We start from the raw sequence: 17,869 nt of genomic DNA, 5'->3' as shown, positions 1-17,869 counted from the left end.
GGGTTCGCTCCCGGGTTCGGCGACGGGTTGGGATTGACGTTCCCCTTGGCCATGGGCGGTGCTTCTCCAGTACTGCGTCAGAACAAGGCGGGACCTCGGATCCCGGCTGTTGGCTGGACTTACTCGGTCGGCCGGACGGAACGCTGGAACGTCGGCTGCACCGGCTCCGCCGCAGCACCGCTGGCCTGAGCGTCCACCTCGTAGGCGGCGACCGCGCGCAACGGCTCGTTCGCCACGAGCGGGTTGACGTTCTCGTAGACGGCGGACTCGGCCTCGATGCCCGTGACGTAGTAGGCCTCACGCGGCTGCGACGGTTCGAGACCGTCGTACGCGTGCGACACCTGCGTGCGCGCGAGCGGTTCATAGGCCGTGGTCTGCTGCAACGGCTCGGACTGCGTGTCCGCGCTCGTGTAGGCCTCACGCGCCTGCATCGGCTGCACGGCCTCGTGCAGCGAGCCGCCCGAGGTCATGCTGACGCCGGACACCATCGTGGAGTCCGAAGCGACGCCACGGGAGAACGCCACAGGAGCCTCCACGGCCTCCGCGCGCTGGAACGCCATCGGGGCCTGGACCGCTTCGGCGCGCTGGAACGCCATGGGCGCTGCGACGGCCTCGCCGCGCTGGAACGCCATGGGCGCCTGCACGGCCTCGGCGCGCTGCATGGGCTGCAACGGCTGAACCGCCTCGGTGCGGTGCACGGCCTGCATCGGCTCGACGGCGTGCATCGCCTCAACGCGCTGCAGGGGCTGCATCGGCTCGGCGTGCTGGAACGGCTGCAACGGCTGCAACGGCTCCGCCTGCATGGCCCGCACGGCGTGAGTCGGCTGCAACGGCTCCGCCTGCATGGCCCGCACGGCGTGAGTCGCCTGGAGCGGTTCCGCCTGCATCGCCCGCACGGCATGGGTCGGCTGCAACTGCTCTGCCTGGTGCACCGCCATGCGGGCCTGCGTCGGCTCGGCGTCGGCGAGGCGCACCGAGTTCTGCAGCGTCGCCGTGGCGGTGCCGGTCGTGCCCGTGGTGGTCTCACCGGTGGTGGCACCCGGAGCCGTGCCGCTGCCACCGCCCTGCTTGTTCTGGAGCGCCTCGTCGATCTTGTCGTTGACGCCGTCCTGGGCCTTGTAGCCCTCGTAGGTGATCTCGGCGGCGTCGGCGGAGTTCTCGAACCGCTCCCAGCCCTTGCTGACCTTCTTCATGATCTCGTCGAGGTCGCCGATGCGCTTCATCTGACGGGCGAGCGCGGCGACGACGCGGGCGACGCGCGAGGCGATGTTGACGCCGAGCGCGACGGCCTTGCCGACGGCGAAGCCGATGAAGATCGGGATCGAGGCGCCGAACGTCGGGATCATCGCGGCGGCGGCGAGGATCGCGCCACCGATCAGCGAACCGATCAGCTGGGCGATCAGGTCGCGCACGATGTCGCGCAGCACCGTGACCAGCATGCCCATGATCGCGGTGATCTTGGCCTTGGTCTCGACGGCGTTGGCCAGGTCGTCGAGCTCCTGGTACATGGAGTCCATGGACGTCTTGAAGCGCTCGGAGGACTGACCGGTCCAGCCGTCGAACGTCGCGAGACCGCTCTTGTGGTCCTCGGCCAGCACGCGCAGCTCGGCGGCACGGGCCTTGGTCGCCTCGACGTTGGCCTGGATCTCCTCCGGGTTGCCCATCAGCTGGTTCAGGGCGTCGCGCAGGAACGACACGTGTTCGATCAGCCAGCCGACGCCGGCACCGATGATGCTGCCCAGCGGGTCGATCGCGAGCATCACCGTGGCGGAGGCGGCGCCGATGGCGTTGAACGTGATGTCCAGGGCCTTCTCGGTCTCGCTCTCGGCGTCCTTGCTGATGCCGTCGATCAGGCTGCCGTAGGCCTCGATGAACAGCGAGCCCTTGAGCTTGTTCTCCTCGGTGATGTTCATCCCGGGAGGAGACGGGAGTGGAGTTTCCGGCGCGGTCATCGCTGTTCCTTACCAGGGCTGGTTGTCGTCGTCATCGTCGTCGTCCGCGCGGCGCCTGCCGCGGACGGGCGGCGGCTGGGGAGCCGCCGCGGGCCGGGACGCCGGCGGTGCCGCAGGGGCCGGTTCCGGGTCGTCGTCGATCTCGTCATAGGTGTCGCCGGTGTCTTCGGCTTCGTCGTCGTCCGGGATGGAATCCGAGACCATCTGGTAGGCCTCGGTGCCCTCGCCGAGCGGTTTGAAGAGCTCCAGGACCTGCAACGCCGCCTGCTTCTGGGCCTGCCGCGCCGTCTCCAGGATCGCCGCGGTGAGCCGGGCGGCGCCCAGCTCGACCGCGCGGTGCCCGAGCTGCAGGTTCTGCAGGCCTCCGTTCGGGCCCACCGTGACGGTCACCGAGCCGTCCTTGGACGACACGGTGGCGGAGGCGGCCGCGAAGTTCTCCGTGAGGTCCTCCGACTTCTTCTTCAGGTCGGCCAGCTTGGCCTCGTACTCTTCGACCCACTGGGTGGGGTTCGCGGGGTTCACACGGTCCTCCGGCGGCGGCGGTTCAACTGAGACGCGTCAGATCACGCGAGCACAGCGTTGATACGGGTTGCGATGCGGTCGTTGTCGGTCGGCGAGAGGCTCAGCCAGCCGTCCGAGTTGACCATGAGGTAGCGGCCCTGGTGGGTGTCGAACCAGTTGATGACGACACCCGACCGCTCCCGGCCGAGGGTGACGCCGAACTGGCCACCCGCGACGCGGTTCGAGGCCAGCTCGTCGAACTGCTTGGCGTCCTGGGCGGACAGACCGGCCTGCCGCAGCGCCTCCTGGTCGTCCACCCCGCCCTCGCCGAACAGGTCGTCCGCGGACTTGGCCCCTTCGGTCTCCTGCAGCGCCACGGCGTCCTGCAGCGACTGGACCCGCACGTTCACCGCCGTGCCCGGACCGGGCACGGCGTCGGGCAGGACCTTGACGATCTCGCGGGCGATGCCGGTCTCCCGGATTCCGAGCAGCCCCACCCGGTCGTCGTCGATGATCGCGAGCGCGGCGCGCTCGCCGTTCGAGACGGCGAGCGCCCGCACCGTGCGGTCGAGTCCGGCCACGGCGTCCACGGACACCCGGTGGTCGTCGAGCAGCCGCAGATGACCTTCGAGGCGCTCGTTGTCGACGAGACCGCGCGAGCGCAGGTCCTCGAGCGTCCTCTCGGTCAGCACACGGCGTTCCTGCTCCGTCGCGCCCTCGCTGGGCACGTCCAGCGGGTAGGGCACGCTGCCGAGGTCCAGCGCGTGCCACAGGACGTCGAACTCGCGCGGCGTGAGCAGGAACTCAGGCGTGATCACGCGGGCTCTGCCCCCTTCGGCTTCTTGACCTTCGCGGCACCGATCACCGACGGGGGCAGGTTCTCACCGGGGACCTCGAACAGGTCGCCGCCCATGATGAAGCTGGCGGAGCGGTGTTCCTTGTCCTCTTCGCCCCTGCCGCCGCCGCCCGGAGCGCCACCCATCGGCGCGCCCGCACCCATGCCGGCACCGGCCGCCGCGGCGCCACCGGGACCCATGCCCATCGGCATGCCGCCGCGGGCCGCGTTCTGGACACCCGCCGCGCCACCGGACTGCATCGCGCCACCGGCACCCGCGGTACCACCCGCGCCACCGCCGAACGCACCGCCGCCGGCGCCACCACCGCCACCCGCGCCCATCTGCGGGGTGTACGGCATCGGGCCGCCCTTCATGCCGCCACCGCCACCGGCTCCGCCGCCACCGCCGGCTCCACCGCCCGCACCGCCGGGGCCGTTGTAGCCGGGCGCGGTGGGCGTGTACGCCGCGGGACCCTTGGGGTTCTGCGGCGTGTAGCCGGGGTTCTGCGGGGTGTAGTTCGGGTTCGCGATGTCCCTGCCGACCACCGGGGTCCTGGGGATGTTCTGGTTCTGGCCGCCGCCGGGCCTGGCGGTGCCGGTGCCGCCGAGCTGCGGCGTGTAGCCCGGCGCGGTCGGGGTGTAGCTGCCGCCGCCACCACCGCTGCCGCTCGGGTACGTGTTGCCGGAGTTGCCACCCAGCTGCGGGGTGTAGCCCGGCGCGGTCGGCGTGTACGCCGCCGAGGTGTTGGTGCTCGTGTTGCCGGGGTTGTAGCCGGGCATCTGCGGCGTGTAGTTCGCGCCGGCGCCACCGCCACCGCCGTTTCCGGCACCGGTGTAGCCGGGCGCGGTCGGCGTGTAGGCCGCCGCGGCGGGCTGGGTCCCGGTCGTGGTGCCGGCTCCGGTTCCGGCACCCGCGGGGGACGGGGGAGCGGCCACACCGGCGCCGCTCTGCGCGTGCGTCGCCGTGAGAGCGTCCGCGTTGCCGTTGAGCGTGGGCACGTCTCCCATGCGCCGCACCGCCATCACCGGCTGCTCGACCTGGCCGGTGTTCGGGTTGAACGGCGGCTTGAAGGTCGGGGTCGTCGAGTCGATCTGACGGGAGTTGTTCTCCATGTCCGTCATCACGGTGACGGCCTGCTCGTGCGCCGCGCGCGAGGCGGCGTTGGCCAGCGCGATGTCCGCTGAGGCCAGCACGAACGCGGGCGTGCCCGGCTGCGACAGCGCGGCCGCCGCCTTGTTCCAGTCGAACTGGACGGGCTGGGGCATCTGCGCGCGGGCGTTCTCCATGACGCGGCCCTGGTCCGCGACCTTGGCGCCGACCTCGACCGCGGTGCGAGCGGTCTCGTCGACCCAGTCCCCGAGCTTCTTCATCGCGGCTCGGGCGGCCTCGGCGGCGTCACCGGTCCACCTGGACTCCGACGCCGCGATGACCGAGTTGATGGTGCGCGACGCCTCGGTCAGCTCGGTGCCGTACTTGCCCCAGTCGGAGCTGATCTGGCCGGCTTGACCGGGGTCGTTGTTGTTGTGCACCGCGGCGTACAGCTCTTGGTGCGAACGAGACGCCCAGTTCTGCGGGTCCGTGAGGACCGGGACGTTCTCGATGTCGCTCGGGACGGTCTCGGGGGGCATGACCGGCTCGCCTCTCACGTCGTTGGGTCAACTGGCCACAAGATCAGCTGTTGCCCATGTGCTTCTTCAGTTCGGCCTGCTGGTCCTCGTCGAGGCGGGTGAAGTTCTCGATCGCCTCGACGATCGAGTTCTTCGTCTGCTCGAGAACCGTGCGGTACGCGGTCATGACGCTGACGAACGAGTACTGCTCGCCGTCCGCGCGGTGGGTGAACTTGTCGCGCATCTTGTCGCCGACCGGGTTCGCTCCGAGCGGAGCCGGGCGGGCGATGCTGCTGGTCGCGCGTTCGATCCAGGAGTCGACCTGGTCTATCTGGGCCTGGAACTGCTTGCGGAGCTCCTCACCCGCTGCCGGGTCGAGCTGAACCTGCCCCGAGGAGACGGTCTCGCCGAGCGGGACAGCCTCTTTGTCACCGACGATGTACATGCGGGCAGTATCGGGGGTCTTTTCGCACATCGCGCGTTCCGTTCCAGGCCTGTCCCAATTGAGACTTGTCCGCGCAAAGCGTTGCAGTGGAGGGAAACCGCCGGCTCCAGATGAACGGACTGTAACAAGCATGTCGTTTCCGCAGGTTGTGGAAGCGCTCTCGGGACGTTGCCCGCTCGGGCTTTCGATCTCCGTCCACGCCATCGGATCTGCCCTCGACAGGGCCGGTGTGACCGAAGTCACAGTAGTCTGAATGTGTGATTTAGGGCTGTCTTGAGGTTAGCGGAACGCGGGCGTTCCCGTGGAAGCCCGACTTGCCCGATCCGATCAGGCCGCGGCCGGTCACGTCAGCACGGAGTCGATCCGCATGGCGATCCGGTCGTTGTCGGTGGGGGACAGGCTGAGCCACCCGTCGGAGCGGACCATGAGGTAGCGGCCCTGGTGGGTGTCGAACCAGTTGATCACCACGTCGGCGCGGTGCCGGCCGTGCGTCACGCCGAACTGGCCGCCTGCCACGCGGTTCGCCGCGAGCTCGTCCATCTGGCGCGCGTCCTGCGCGGACAACCCCGCCCTGAGCAGTGCCTGGCGGTCGTCGAGCTCGTCGTCCGCCGCACCCCACGGGTCCTCGGACTCCTCGTCCTGCTCGGCTTCCTGCAGCGCCACGGCCTGCTGCAACGTCTCCAGTCGCACCGACAGCGCGCTGCCGGGTCCGGCGACGCCGTGGGGCAGGACCCGCACGATCTCGCGGGCCAGCGCGGTGGGCCTGATCTCGGACAGGCCGACGGCGTCACCGTCGATCACGGCCAGCACGCCCTCGTTGCCGTCGGAGGCGGCCAGCGCCCGCACGGTCCGGTCGAGCCCGGCGACGGCGTCCACGGACACGTCGTGCTCGCCGAGCAGGCGCATCAGGTCCTCGAGCCGCGCGTCATCGGCGAGCCCGCGCCTCCGCAGGTCCGCGATCGTCCGTTCCTGCAACGCTGTGAGCTCGCTCGCGGTAGCTCCTTCGCTGGGCACGTCGAGCGGGTACGGCATTCTGCCGAGCCGCAGCGTCTGCCACAGCACCTCGAACTCGCGGGTCGACAGCAAGTACTCGGGCGTGATCACGAGTGCTCGGAACCTTTCTGCTCTGCCTGCGTTGCGCGCAGTATCGAGCAGGAACGCGTCGGGCGTTCATCATTGTGGGGTTGCGTACCCGGTTGAGACGGAATGTTCACGATCCGCCGCACTGCCCGCATTCGGCCCGCTTCCGTGTCGCCAGGCCTGGGAAGCCCGCGTGAGACCAGGGTCGGGGAGCGCTGCCAAGTCGCGCTCCGTGTCGACGCGGACTGGTTGCTCGTCGATTCCGGCGGGGTGCTTCAGATGAGTCGTAGTGATGCAAATCACATCCATTTGGGGGGTCGCCGATACGAACCCGTTAGCGACTTCGGGGGTGCCCGAATCTCATTTCTCGTGCGTTTGATGATTTCAGCGCAAACCGAAGGTGTTGTCCTGGCGGTCGGCGACCCGCACCCGCAGGTGTGAAGATCGGAGCGTGACCGTCTCCGCGTGGGCGCCCCTGCGCCGCAGCGCCTTCCGGGCCCTGTGGCTGGCCCAGTTCGCCAGCAACATCGGAACGTGGGCGCAGACCGTCGGCGCCCAGTGGCTCATGGGCGACCTGGGCGGCAGCGCACTGCAGGTCGCGCTCGTCCAGACGGCCACCACCCTGCCGGTGTTCCTGCTGGTGGTGCCCTCCGGCGCGCTCGGCGACATCCTCGACCGCCGCCGGGTCCTGCTCGCGGGCCAGGCGCTCATGCTGGCCGGCGCCGCCGGGTTGATGCTGCTCACCGGCACCGACCGGGCGACCCCGTCGAGCCTGCTCGCGCTGCTCGCACTGATGGCGATGGGCCAGGCGCTGTCGATGCCGTCGTTCCAGGCGATCCAGCCGGAGCTGGTCAGCCGCGAGGAGATCCCGCAGGCCGCGCTGCTCAACGGCGTCAACATGAACGTCGGCCGCGCCATCGGCCCCGCGCTCGGCGGTCTGCTGATCGCCTTGGCCGGTCCGGAGGCGACGTTCGCGTTCAACACCGTGTCGTTCCTGGGCGTGCTGATCGTCCTGGCCCGCTGGCGCCGCCCGTCCGACCACCGTCCACTCGGGACCGAGCACATCGCCACCGCCGTGCGCACCGGTGCCCGTTACGTGGCCAGCTCACCGCTGTTCCGCCGGGTGCTCACCCGGCTGCTGGTGTTCATCGTCTTCGGCAGCGGGCTGTGGGCCCTGCTGCCCGCCATCGCCCGCGGCCCCCTGGGTCTCGACGCCGGCGGCTACGGCGTCCTGCTCGGCAGCGTCGGCGCGGGGGCGATCGGTGGTGCCTTCGTCGTGCCGAAACTGTTGCAGCGCATGAGCAAGAACAGCATGGTGCTGGGCGCCACGCTGGTCTACGCGCTGGCCACGAGCACCTCGGTGCTGGTCGGCAGCTTCCCGCTGGTCATCGTCGCGATGCTGCTGACCGGTGCCTGCTGGATCGCCACCCTGTCGACCTTCAACGCCATCGCCCAGGTCCTGCTCCCCGCCTGGACCAGGGCTCGCGCGCTCGCCTACTACCAGCTGATCCTGATGGGCGGCCAGGCCCTCGGCGCCGTCCTGTGGGGCACCGTCGCCGACGTCTACGGCCTGCACCCCGCCATGATCGTCCCCGCGGTGGCGATGGCCGTGCTGGCACTGGTCGCCACCCGCTGGTGGCCCCTGATCGACCGCCCGCTCGACGTCACCCCCGCCACCTACTGGAACGAACCGCCCCAGCTCGACGACACCGACGCGGGTCCGGTCCTGGTCACCGTCGAATGGCCCGTCGCCCCCGAGAACCACGACCGGTTCGTCGACGCCATGCAGAAGGTCGGCCGCGCCCGCCGCCGCACCGGGGCGACGATGTGGGGGCTGTTCCGCGACACCGAGCAGCCGGACGTGTTCCTGGAGACGTTCACCGTGGCCACCTGGCAGGAGCACCTGCGGCAGCACCTGGAGCGCGGGACCGTCGTGGACCAGCAGAACCAGGGGATCGCCCGTGAGCTGGCGCGCGAGGAGCCGCGGGTGCGGCACCTGCTGTTCGCGCAGCCCACGAAGCCGGAGTGAGACGCTCCCATAGTGGCAGGCTATGCCGAGTAGGGATGCTCCCCGGCCTGCGGGCGGTGTGACGCTACCGAACACCTCACACCCCTGCGGAGGACCTCGATGCGATCAGCCGCCCTCGTGCGCGTTGAGCAGTACGGCTGGCTCAGCTCGCTGTGAGGGCCGCGCCGCGTTCCTCCCACCACGGCCGGAACGCCGGGCTGGCCAGCGCGGCGGCGGCGTACGCCTCCAGCACGTCGGTGAACATGCGGCTGGCCTGGTCCCAGGTCAGCCGCTCCCGCCGCCAGCAGAACACGACCCTCAGCCGCATCGGCGCCCCCGCCAGCGGCCGCACGGTCACGCCCTGTCCGCCCCGCGAGGTCGGCTCGACCAGCTGCACCGCCTTGCCCGCCGCGATCAGCTGCCGCCCGGCACCGCTGGGCACCTCGAACCGGATCTTCGGCACGAACCCGACGGCCCGGCAGGCCGCGCGCAACGCCGTCAGCGACCCGTCCTCGGCACCCGGCGGCCCCACCCACGCCTCACCGGCGAGGTCCGCCAGCTCGACTTCGGACCGAGAGGCCAACGGGTGGGAGGCGGGCAATGCGATGTGCACGGGCACCCACGGCACCACGACCCGTTGCGCCACGCCGCGTGGCAAGCCCAGGTCGCCGTCCTCGTCGACCGCGATCACGGCGGCGTCGAGGTGGCCGTTGGCCAACGCCAGCGCAAGGCCCGTGGACGACGGATCGACGTGCAGCGTGACGTCCTCCAGCGCTTCCTCCAGGCGCGTGTACAACCTCGTGACGCACTCCATGTGCACGGAACCGAACCGCACCGGCCCGCCACGACCGGCCACGGACGCACCGAACGCGTCCAGCTCCACCAGCAGCAACCGCGCGCGTTGCAGCATCTGCGCACCCAGCGGTGTGGGCTCCGCGCCGGCCCGTCCTCGGTCGAACAACCGGCCTCCGACCAGGCGTTCCACCCGTTGCAGCAGGGTGGTGAGGGACGGCTGGGAGATGCCGAGCTGGGTCGCCGCGCGGGAGAGGCTGCCCGCGTCGCCGATGGCGCAGATGGCCCGCAGGTGGCGGATCTCCAGTTCCATAGGACGAGGCTATCTCCAAGTCGGATGGGCGGAAGCCCTCCGTTCGGCGGAGGCTGTGGGAAAACAGACCCCCGGAAGGACGAGAATTGGCCCGCACACGCCGTGACATGGCGAAACTGGTGGACGCGGACGGTTTCCGCACCTACATCCGCGACGGCTGGGGCGAGTGGGACAACCCCATCGACCTCCCGGCGGGCGCGAAGGAGGCCGCGGCGCAGCACCGGGCCAAGCTCGCCGCGCAGCTCCCCGGCCGGCGCATCGCCCTCGCCGCCGGACGCGCCCACGTGCGTTCGAACGACACGTTCCACGAGTTCCGCGCGGACAGCGACTTCGTGTGGCTGACCGGCTGCCAGGTCGAGGGCGCGGTCGTCGTGGTCGAGAACGACGACGCCACGCTGTTCGTGCCGACGCCGTCCGAGCCGCACACCGTGGACTTCTTCGGTGACGCGGACCGCAGCCCGTTCTGGATCGGTGCCGCGGCGGGCACGAAGGAGTGGTCCGAGGCCCTCGACCTCACCGTGCGCCCGATCGAGGACCTGCCGCGCGCGCTCCAGGGCCGCCACCCCGAGACGCTCACCGCCAAGGGCGTCGACCCGCTGCTGGACGCGCTCACCGGCTCGCACAGCGACGAGCTGCGGACCGTGCTGTCCGAGCTGCGGCGGATCAAGGACGACTGGGAGGTCGACCAGCTCCGCCAGGCCGTGGACGCCACGGTCAGGGGCTTCCTCGACGTCGCGGGCGAGCTCGGCCAGGCCGTGCGCGGCGGGGGAGAGCGCTGGTTGCAGGGCACGTTCGACCGCCGTGCGCGCACGGAGGGCAACGGGCCCGGATACACCTCCATCGTCGCGTCCGGACCGCACGCACCGGTGCTGCACTGGACCCGCTGCGACGGCAAGGTGAGCGACGCCGACCTGCTGCTGCTCGACGCCGGCGTGGAGACCAAGACCCTCTACACCGCCGACGTCACCCGCACGCTGCCGGTCGGCGGCGAGTTCAGCGCGGCCCAGCGCCAGGTGTACGACCTCGTGCTCAGGTCGCACGTCGCCGCGCTCGCGGAAGTCAAGCCGGGCAACGACTACAGCGCTTTCCACCACACCGCCATGCGCGTGCTCGCCGAGGGCCTGCACGACTGGGGCCTGCTGCCGGTGAGCGTCGACAAGGCGCTCGACCCGTCCGGCCAGCACCACCGCCGCTACATCGTCTGCGGCACCGGGCACTTCCTCGGCCTGGACGTGCACGACTGCGCCGACGCCCGTCAGGAGACCTACCAGCAGGGCATCCTCGAACGCGGCATGGCGCTGACCGTCGAGCCGGGCCTGTACTTCCACCCGAACGACGAGACGCTGCCGCCGGAGCTGCGCGGCATCGGCGTGCGGCTGGAGGACGACCTGGTCGTGACCGGCGACGGCGCCGACGTCCTGTCGGACGCGCTGCCGATCGACGCGGACGAGATCGCGGCCTGGGTGCGGTCAAACCGCGCCTAGCCCCCTGCTGTTGGAGCATCTGCAAGTACTACCAACGTGGTGGTTGGCAGTACTTGCAGATGCCTAAGCGGACGGGGTCGAGCGGGCCCAGGCGAACGTCAGTTCCACGGCCCGCTTCCAGTTCGCGTACTCGTTCTCCCGGTGCGCCGCGTCCATCACGGGGTTCCACCGCGCGGCCAGGTGCCAGTTGCGCCGCAACCCCTCCAGGTCCGGCCAGTAGCCGGAGGCGAGCCCGGCGGCGTAGGCCGCGCCCAGCGACACGGTCTCGGCCACCAGCGGCCGCATCACCGGGATGTCCAGCACGTCCGCGAGGAACTGCATCAGCAGGTGGTCGGCGGTCATGCCACCGTCCACCTTGAGCACCGGCGTGGGCGCGCCCAGGTCGGCGTTCATCGCGTCGACCACCTCACGCGTCTGCCACCCGGTCGCCTCCAGCACCGCCCGCGCCAGGTGCCCCTTGTTGATGTACGACGTCAAGCCGACGACGATCCCACGTGCCTGCGCGAGCCAGTGCGGCGCGAACAACCCGGAGAACGCCGGCACGATGTAGCAGCCGCCGTTGTCCTTCACCGTGCGGGCCAGCGTTTCGATCTCCGGCGCGGAGTGGATCAGGCCGAGGTTGTCGCGGAACCACTGCACGAGCGATCCGGCGACGGCGATCGAGCCCTCCAGCGCGTACGTCGGCTCACCACCGATCTGGTACCCGATCGTGGTCAGCAGGCCGTGCTTCGACCGCACCAGCTCGGTGCCGGTGTTCATCAGCAGGAACCCACCGGTGCCGTACGTGCCCTTGATCGAGCCCTTCTCGAAGCACGTCTGCCCGAACAGCGCCGCGTGCTGGTCGCCCAGCGCCGCCGTGATCGGGATGCCCGGCACCACCCGCGCCGTCACACCGGAGATCTCCGACGACGGCCGGATCTCCGGCAGCATCGCCGCGGGCACGCCGAAGAAGTCCAGCAGCATCGGGTCCCACTGGCGGGTGCTGAGGTTCATCAGCATCGTGCGGGACGCGTTGGTCACGTCGGTGACGTGCAGGCCGCCGTTCACACCGCCGGTGAGGTTCCAGATCAGCCAGGTGTCCATCGTCCCGAACAGCACGTCACCGCGGGACGCCCGCTCGCGCACGCCCGGCACGGTGTCGAGCAGCCACCGCAGCGACGGCGCCGAGAAGTAGGTCGCGAGCGGCAGGCCGCAGCGTTCGCGGACCTCCTCGATGCCCGGCTGCCCCTCCAGTCGCGCGACGAGCTCCTCGGTGCGGATGTCCTCCCACACGATCGCGCGTCCCACCGGGACACCGGTGTGCCGGTCCCACGCCACGAACGTCTCGCGCTGGTTCGTGATGCCCAGCGCCACGACCTGGTCGGCGGTGATCCCCGCCTGCCGCAACGCCTGCGGCATGATCCGGTCGACGTTGCGCCAGATCTCCACGGCGTCCTGCTCGACCCAGCCCGGCCGCGGGCGGTACTGGCGGTGCTCGCGCTGGGCGACCGCGACCAGGCGGGCGTTCTGGTCGAACACGATGCACCGGGTCGACGTCGTGCCCTGGTCGATCGCCATCACGAAGCGTTGCACGCCGGTCCTCTCAGTTCTCGTCGACCAGTGAGGTGGTGACCGCGTCGGCGGCCTGCACGACCTGGCGCACCAGCGCCGTGCGCGGCCGGCCGGTGGAGTCGCAGAGCCGGTCCACGGCGCCGGAGATGCCGATCGCGCCGACCACGAGGCCGCCGGGGATGCGGATCGGCGCGGCGATGCTCGCCTCACCCGGCATGTACTCCTCCGCCTCGCCCGCCCAGCCCTGCGCGCGCACCTCGGTCAGCACCCGCTCCAACGCCTGCGTGCGCGTGATCGTGCGGCGGGTCAGCGACGTCAGCTCCCGTTTGCGCGCTGCCGCCGACAGGTCCGGGTCGTAGGCGAGCAGCACCTTGCCCAGCGCGGTCGCGTGCAACGGCAGCATCGCGCCGATGCCGAGCGTCTGCACCGAGTCGTCCGGGCGGAACACGTGGTGCACGACGAGCACGGCGCCGTCGTGGTGCATGCCGATCCGCACCTCCTGACCCGAGCGCGCGGCGAGCGTGTCGGCCCAGTTGATCGATCGGGAACGCAGCTCGTTCGCGTCGAGGTAGCTCGTCCCGAGGTGCAGCAGGGCGGCACCGAGGCGGTAGCGGCCGGTCGCGGAGTCCTGCTCGACGAACTCGACCCGTTGCAGCGTGCGGAGAATCCCGTGCGCGGTGCCGCGGGCCAGACCGAGCGAGGCGGCTATCTCCGTGAGACCGTGGTGGCCGGACCCGCGCGCGAGAAGCCGCAGCACGGCTGCGGCGCGTTCGATCGACTGGATGGGTCCCGGCACGCGAGCAACGTAATTGAGACGACCCGTGTCGGCAATGTCGAACGGCTACGACCCGCGTCACCGCTGGACACGCGCCTGAAACACCTTGTCTGAGCGCAGCGTGACCGGTCGGTCACAGCAGTGCACCCGGTCGGTGTCGACATTGTCGAACAGCACCCGTTGAGCAGGCGTGACGCGGGTCATTACGTTCCGCGGCAGTCACCACGGGGTGATCAGCCGTTCAAGGACGAATGGGAGGCCAGCGTGGGTCTCGGGACAGTGTTCCTCAGCGAGGTGCTCGGTACGGGCATCCTGCTGTTGCTGGGTGCGGGCGTGGTGGCCAACGTGCTGCTCGCCAAGTCGAAGGGGTTCGACGGCGGCTGGCTGTTGATCAACTTCGGGTGGGGTCTCGCGGTCTTCGCCGGTGTGTACATCGCGTACAAGTCGGGGGCGCACCTCAACCCCGCCGTGACGGTCGGCATCCTCACCAGCGGTGCGGCCGAGTTCGCGCCCGGTGTGCCGGTCGGCGTCGGCTCGACGCTCGTCTACTTCGCCGGCGAGATGCTCGGCGCGTTCCTCGGTGCCGTCCTCGCGTGGCTGGCCTACAAGCCGCACTTCGACGAGACGCCCGACGAGGGCCTCAAGCTCGCCGTCTTCTCCACGGGCCCGGCGATCCGCAGCTACGCCTGGAACCTGGTGTGCGAGATCATCGGCACGTTCGTCCTGGTCTTCGTGATCCTCGCACTGGGCAAGACCCCGACCCAGCTCGGCCCGCTGGCCGTCGCGATGCTGGTCGTCGGCATCGGTGCCTCCCTCGGCGGTCCGACCGGTTACGCCATCAACCCGGCCCGTGACCTCGGCCCGCGCATCGCGCACGCCATCCTGCCGCTGTCCTACAAGGGCACCGACGGTGAGGCCGTCGGCAAGAAGGACTCCGACTGGGCGTACGCCTGGGTGCCGGTCGTCGGCCCGCTCCTCGGCGGCGCGCTCGCCGGTGTCGTCGCCGCTCTCGCGTTCTGACCGTGTTCTGACCATCCCGAAAGGACAGTTTCGATGACGCAGTACGTCCTCGCCGTCGACCAGGGCACGACCAGCACCAGGGCGATCATCTTCGACCACAGCGGTTCCATCGTCTCCGTGGGCCAGAAGGAGCACGAGCAGATCTTCCCGCGGGCCGGCTGGGTCGAGCACAACCCGGTGGAGATCTCCGAGAACACCCGGTTCGTGATCGGCCAGGCGCTTGCCACGGCCGACCTCAACACGAGCGACATCGCCGCGGTCGGCATCACCAACCAGCGCGAGACCGCCGTCGTGTGGGACAAGAACACCGGGCAGCCGGTCTACAACGCGATCGTCTGGCAGGACACCCGCACCCAGGCCATCGTGGACGAGCTCGGCCGGCTCGGCGGCGGTGGTGACCGCTACAAGGCCAAGGTCGGCCTGCCGCTCGCCACCTACTTCTCCGGCCCGAAGATCCGCTGGATCCTCGACAACGTCGAGGGTGCCCGCGAGCGCGCCGAGGCCGGCGACCTGCTGTTCGGCAACACCGACACGTGGACGCTGTGGAACCTCACCGGCGGCCCCAACGGCGGCGTGCACGCCACCGACGTCACCAACGCGTCGCGGACCATGCTCATGGACCTCGACACGCTGCAGTGGGACGCCACGATCGCCGAGGAGATGGGCATCCCGCTGTCCATGCTCCCGGAGATCAAGTCCTCTTCGGAGGTCTACGGCCACGGCGGCCCCGGCGGCGTCCTCAAGGGCGTGCCGATCGCCGGCATCCTGGGCGACCAGCAGGCCGCCACGTTCGGCCAGGCCTGCTACGAGCCGGGCACCGCGAAGAACACCTACGGCACCGGCAACTTCATGCTCCTCAACACGGGCACGGAGAAGGTCGCGTCGAAGAACGGCCTGCTGACCACGGTCTGCTACAAGATCGGCGACGAGGCCCCGGTCTACGCCCTGGAGGGCTCGATCGCGGTCACCGGTTCGCTGGTGCAGTGGCTGCGCGACAACCTCGGCATCATCGGCTCGGCGCCGGAGATCGAGACGCTCGCGAAGTCGGTCGAGGACAACGGTGGCGCGTACTTCGTGCCCGCGTTCTCCGGCCTGTTCGCGCCGTACTGGCGCTCCGACGCCCGCGGTGCGGTCGTCGGCCTCACCCGGTTCGTCAACAAGGGCCACATCGCCCGCGCCGTCCTGGAGGCCACCGCCTTCCAGACGCGCGAGGTCCTCGACGCCATGAACGCCGACTCCGGCGTGCCGCTGACCGAGTTGAAGGTCGACGGCGGCATGGTGGCCAACGAGCTGCTGATGCAGTTCCAGGCCGACGTGCTGGACGTGCCGGTGATCCGGCCGGTCGTCGCCGAGACCACCGCGCTGGGCGCCGCCTACGCCGCCGGTCTCGCGGTGGGCTACTGGTCCTCGCTCGACGAGCTGCGCGCCAACTGGTCCGAGGACAAGCGCTGGGCGCCCGAGATGGACGCCGACGAGCGCGAGCGCCAGTACCGCAACTGGAAGAAGGCCGTGACCAAGTCGTTCGACTGGGTCGACGCCGACGTCCGCTGATTTTCTGCTGAGGGAGTTGAAGGTGTTCGCAAGGCTGGATCCGGCTCGACGTGCCGACTCGCTGGCTGCCCTGGACGGCACCGAGTTCGACGTGCTCGTCGTCGGTGGAGGTGTCGTCGGTGCGGGTGCCGCGTTGGACGCGGCGTCGAGAGGTCTCTCGGTCGCACTGGTCGAGGCCCACGACTGGGCGGCGGGGACGTCGAGCCGGTCCAGCAAGCTCGTCCACGGCGGGCTGCGCTACCTGGAGCAGCTGGAGTTCAAGCTGGTCCGCGAAGCGCTGAAGGAACGCGGGTTGCTGCTGCGCCGGCTCGCACCGCACCTGGTGCGGCCGGTGCCGTTCCTCTTCCCGCTGGAGAAGCAGTGGGAACGCGCCTACGTCGGCGCGGGCGTGCTGCTGTACGACTCGATCGGCGGTGCCGGTGCGGTCCCGATGCACCGGCACCTGTCCCGCAGGCGGATGGCCGAGGTCGCGCCCTCGCTCGACACCTCGGCGTTCGCCGGCGCCATCCGCTACTACGACGCGCAGGTGGACGACGCCCGCCTCGTCACCACGCTGGTGCGCACGGCGGCGCAGCACGGCGCCACCGTGCTGTCCCGCGCCAAGGTCACCTCCTTGCTGCGCAACGGCGGCCGCGTCGCCGGCGCGTCCGTGCGCGACGAGCTGACCGGTGTGACGCACGTGGTGCGCGCGCGGCGCGTGATCAGTGCGACCGGCGTGTGGACCGACTCGCTGAACTCGATGAGCCCCGGCACCCCGCCGTTCCACGTGCGGATGTCGAAGGGCGTCCACGTCCTCGTGCCGCGCGACCGGATCCAGCTCGACGGCGGCCTGATCACGCGCACCGAGAAGAGCGTGCTGTTCGTGATCCCGTGGGGCGCGTACTGGATCATCGGCACCACGGACACGCCCTACGACGGCGACCCGGCCGCGGTGTCGGCGTCCCCCGAGGACGTGTCCTACATCCTCGACCACGTCAACGCCGTGCTGCGCGACAGCGTGTCGGTCGACGACGTCGTCGGCATGTACGCGGGTCTGCGCCCGCTGCTCGACGGCGCGTCCGGCGACACCGCGAAGCTGTCGCGCGAACACGCCGTGGCCCAGCCGGAACCGGGCTTCTTCGTGATCGCGGGCGGCAAGTACACGACCTACCGCGTGATGGCCGCCGACGTCGTCAACGCCGCCGTCGCGGGTCTGGGCAAGGCCGTCGCGCCGTCGCTGACCGCGCGCCTGCCGCTGTGCGGAGCCGTTGGCTTCCAAGAGCTGTGGGCAGACCGGACCCGTGTCGCCGCCGAGTCCGGCCTGTCCGCATCCACTGTGGAGCGACTGCTGCGCCGCTACGGTTCGGCGATCTCCGACGTGCTCGCGCTGGTCTCCCGGGACCCGGCGCTCACCGAGGACGTGGCCGGCCACCTCGCCGCCGAGGTCGTCTACGCCGTGACGCACGAGGGAGCGCTTTCGCTCGACGACGTCCTTGCCAGGCGGACGCGAATCGCGGTGGAACACCTCGACGGCGGCGCCTCGGTCGTCGACCGGGTGGCCGATCTGGTCGCTGGTCCGCTCGGGTGGACCACGGCCGAACGTGATGACGCCGTGCGCGCTTATCGGGAGAGTGCAGAGTTGGCCGCCCACTAGGCGTAGGAGATGTGACGGTGCGATGCAGAGCACGGAGCTGATCGAGAGGTTGCGCCGGGAGGGTGGCTTCCGGCTGTTGCCACTGCTCGGGAACACCGGACAGGTCGCAGGGGTGCACCTGACCCGGTTCCTGCCCGGCGGCCACCTCGACGTGATCCAGGCGTGGGACGAGCACTGGGCGGTCTACGCCCGGCTGCCCGACGTGCTCGACGCCGCCGCACCGTTCGCGGTGCCGACCGGCGCGACGGCCCAGAGCGGGCCGTTCGCGCGGGTCGTCGCACCGCTGCTGCCGCTGCAGCCGGGTCTCACGGCCCGCTGAGC

General features: G+C 70.5%; 15 protein-coding genes. 6 read left to right on the top strand and 9 right to left on the bottom strand.

What is annotated here, in order from left to right; all coding sequences use genetic code 11:
- Positions 1-119: 119 nt before the first annotated feature.
- From AB0A63_RS03315 to AB0A63_RS03290, 6 genes are all read right to left on the bottom strand, one after another.
- Positions 120-1,913, bottom strand: coding sequence for a hypothetical protein (locus AB0A63_RS03315; RefSeq protein ID WP_360384771.1), 1,794 nt, complete (start codon positions 1,911-1,913; stop codon positions 120-122).
- Positions 1,914-1,961: 48 nt separating this feature from the next.
- On the bottom strand, positions 1,962-2,474 hold the full coding sequence (locus tag AB0A63_RS03310) for a YbaB/EbfC family nucleoid-associated protein (protein ID WP_360384769.1): 513 nt from the start codon (positions 2,472-2,474) through the stop codon (positions 1,962-1,964).
- Between the two features lie 41 nt (positions 2,475-2,515).
- Positions 2,516-3,271 carry an ESX secretion-associated protein EspG gene (locus AB0A63_RS03305; protein WP_360384767.1) on the bottom strand — a complete coding sequence of 252 codons (756 nt, stop codon included), beginning with the start codon at positions 3,269-3,271 and terminating at the stop codon, positions 2,516-2,518.
- Positions 3,268-4,917 (bottom strand): PPE domain-containing protein, encoded by a 1,650-nt coding sequence (locus tag AB0A63_RS03300; protein WP_360384765.1) that lies wholly within the window; start codon positions 4,915-4,917, stop codon positions 3,268-3,270. Before AB0A63_RS03300 ends, AB0A63_RS03305 begins: the two co-directional genes overlap by 4 nt.
- Before the next feature lie 43 nt (positions 4,918-4,960).
- The gene (locus AB0A63_RS03295; protein WP_360384763.1) at positions 4,961-5,341 is read right to left on the bottom strand and encodes a hypothetical protein; all 381 of its coding nucleotides are present in this window, start codon (positions 5,339-5,341) and stop codon (positions 4,961-4,963) included.
- A 342-nt stretch (positions 5,342-5,683) separates the two neighbouring features.
- Complete coding sequence (locus AB0A63_RS03290; protein WP_360384761.1) at positions 5,684-6,445, bottom strand: ESX secretion-associated protein EspG; 762 nt, start codon at positions 6,443-6,445, stop codon at positions 5,684-5,686.
- Between the two features lie 427 nt (positions 6,446-6,872).
- Here AB0A63_RS03290 and AB0A63_RS03285 point away from each other — a divergent pair, with 427 nt between their 5' ends.
- A complete protein-coding gene (locus tag AB0A63_RS03285) occupies positions 6,873-8,450 on the top strand; it encodes an MFS transporter (RefSeq protein ID WP_360384759.1) in 1,578 nt (525 codons plus the stop codon).
- Between the two features lie 142 nt (positions 8,451-8,592).
- On the opposite strand, the gene AB0A63_RS03280 is transcribed toward AB0A63_RS03285, so the two are convergent.
- Complete coding sequence (locus tag AB0A63_RS03280; RefSeq protein ID WP_360384757.1) at positions 8,593-9,534, bottom strand: LysR family transcriptional regulator; 942 nt, start codon at positions 9,532-9,534, stop codon at positions 8,593-8,595.
- Between the two features lie 107 nt (positions 9,535-9,641).
- On the opposite strand from AB0A63_RS03280, the gene AB0A63_RS03275 reads away from it, so the two are divergent.
- Entirely contained in the window at positions 9,642-11,018 is a 1,377-nt protein-coding gene (locus AB0A63_RS03275; RefSeq protein WP_360384755.1) for an aminopeptidase P family protein, read from the top strand.
- A 63-nt stretch (positions 11,019-11,081) separates the two neighbouring features.
- Here the strand turns inward: AB0A63_RS03275 and glpK (AB0A63_RS03270) are convergent, their stop codons facing one another.
- Both glpK (AB0A63_RS03270) and AB0A63_RS03265 read right to left on the bottom strand, forming a co-directional pair.
- Positions 11,082-12,575, bottom strand: a complete 1,494-nt coding sequence (gene glpK, locus AB0A63_RS03270; RefSeq protein ID WP_360384996.1) for a glycerol kinase GlpK — start codon at positions 12,573-12,575, stop codon at positions 11,082-11,084.
- 25 nt (positions 12,576-12,600) lie between these two features.
- On the bottom strand, positions 12,601-13,365 hold the full coding sequence (locus AB0A63_RS03265; RefSeq protein WP_360384753.1) for an IclR family transcriptional regulator: 765 nt from the start codon (positions 13,363-13,365) through the stop codon (positions 12,601-12,603).
- 243 nt (positions 13,366-13,608) lie between these two features.
- On the opposite strand from AB0A63_RS03265, the gene AB0A63_RS03260 reads away from it, so the two are divergent.
- Genes AB0A63_RS03260 through AB0A63_RS03245 form a run of 4 tightly spaced genes read left to right on the top strand, consistent with a single transcriptional unit; the run spans position 13,609 to position 17,867 of the window.
- Positions 13,609-14,364 carry an MIP/aquaporin family protein gene (locus AB0A63_RS03260; protein WP_360384751.1) on the top strand — a complete coding sequence of 252 codons (756 nt, stop codon included), beginning with the start codon at positions 13,609-13,611 and terminating at the stop codon, positions 14,362-14,364.
- A 33-nt stretch (positions 14,365-14,397) separates the two neighbouring features.
- Positions 14,398-15,915, top strand: coding sequence for a glycerol kinase GlpK (glpK, locus tag AB0A63_RS03255; RefSeq protein ID WP_360384749.1), 1,518 nt, complete (start codon positions 14,398-14,400; stop codon positions 15,913-15,915).
- A gap of 22 nt (positions 15,916-15,937) precedes the next feature.
- Entirely contained in the window at positions 15,938-17,548 is a 1,611-nt protein-coding gene (gene glpD, locus AB0A63_RS03250) for a glycerol-3-phosphate dehydrogenase (protein ID WP_360384747.1), read from the top strand.
- 22 nt (positions 17,549-17,570) lie between these two features.
- Entirely contained in the window at positions 17,571-17,867 is a 297-nt protein-coding gene (locus tag AB0A63_RS03245; protein ID WP_360384745.1) for a hypothetical protein, read from the top strand.
- Positions 17,868-17,869 lie beyond the last annotated feature (2 nt).

It is taken from the genome of Lentzea sp. NPDC042327 (assembly GCF_040647275.1).
Taxonomy (GTDB): domain Bacteria; phylum Actinomycetota; class Actinomycetes; order Mycobacteriales; family Pseudonocardiaceae; genus Lentzea.
Note: the sequence above shows the minus strand (reverse complement) of the source record. Positions and strands in the feature narration are given on the sequence as shown.

What these genes read in the sequence shown, in the direction of transcription:
- AB0A63_RS03315 (WP_360384771.1), bottom strand. Translation starts at nt 1,913, where the DNA reads ATGAACATCACCGAGGAGAACAAGCTCAAGGGCTCGCTGTTCATCGAG.
- AB0A63_RS03300 (WP_360384765.1), bottom strand. Translation starts at nt 4,917, where the DNA reads ATGCCCCCCGAGACCGTCCCGAGCGACATCGAGAACGTCCCGGTCCTC.
- AB0A63_RS03295 (WP_360384763.1), bottom strand. Translation starts at nt 5,341, where the DNA reads ATGTACATCGTCGGTGACAAAGAGGCTGTCCCGCTCGGCGAGACCGTC.
- AB0A63_RS03280 (WP_360384757.1), bottom strand. Translation starts at nt 9,534, where the DNA reads ATGGAACTGGAGATCCGCCACCTGCGGGCCATCTGCGCCATCGGCGAC.
- AB0A63_RS03275 (WP_360384755.1), top strand. Translation starts at nt 9,642, where the DNA reads ATGGCGAAACTGGTGGACGCGGACGGTTTCCGCACCTACATCCGCGAC.
- glpK (WP_360384996.1), bottom strand. Translation starts at nt 12,575, where the DNA reads ATGGCGATCGACCAGGGCACGACGTCGACCCGGTGCATCGTGTTCGAC.
- glpK (WP_360384749.1), top strand. Translation starts at nt 14,398, where the DNA reads ATGACGCAGTACGTCCTCGCCGTCGACCAGGGCACGACCAGCACCAGG.
- AB0A63_RS03245 (WP_360384745.1), top strand. Translation starts at nt 17,571, where the DNA reads ATGCAGAGCACGGAGCTGATCGAGAGGTTGCGCCGGGAGGGTGGCTTC.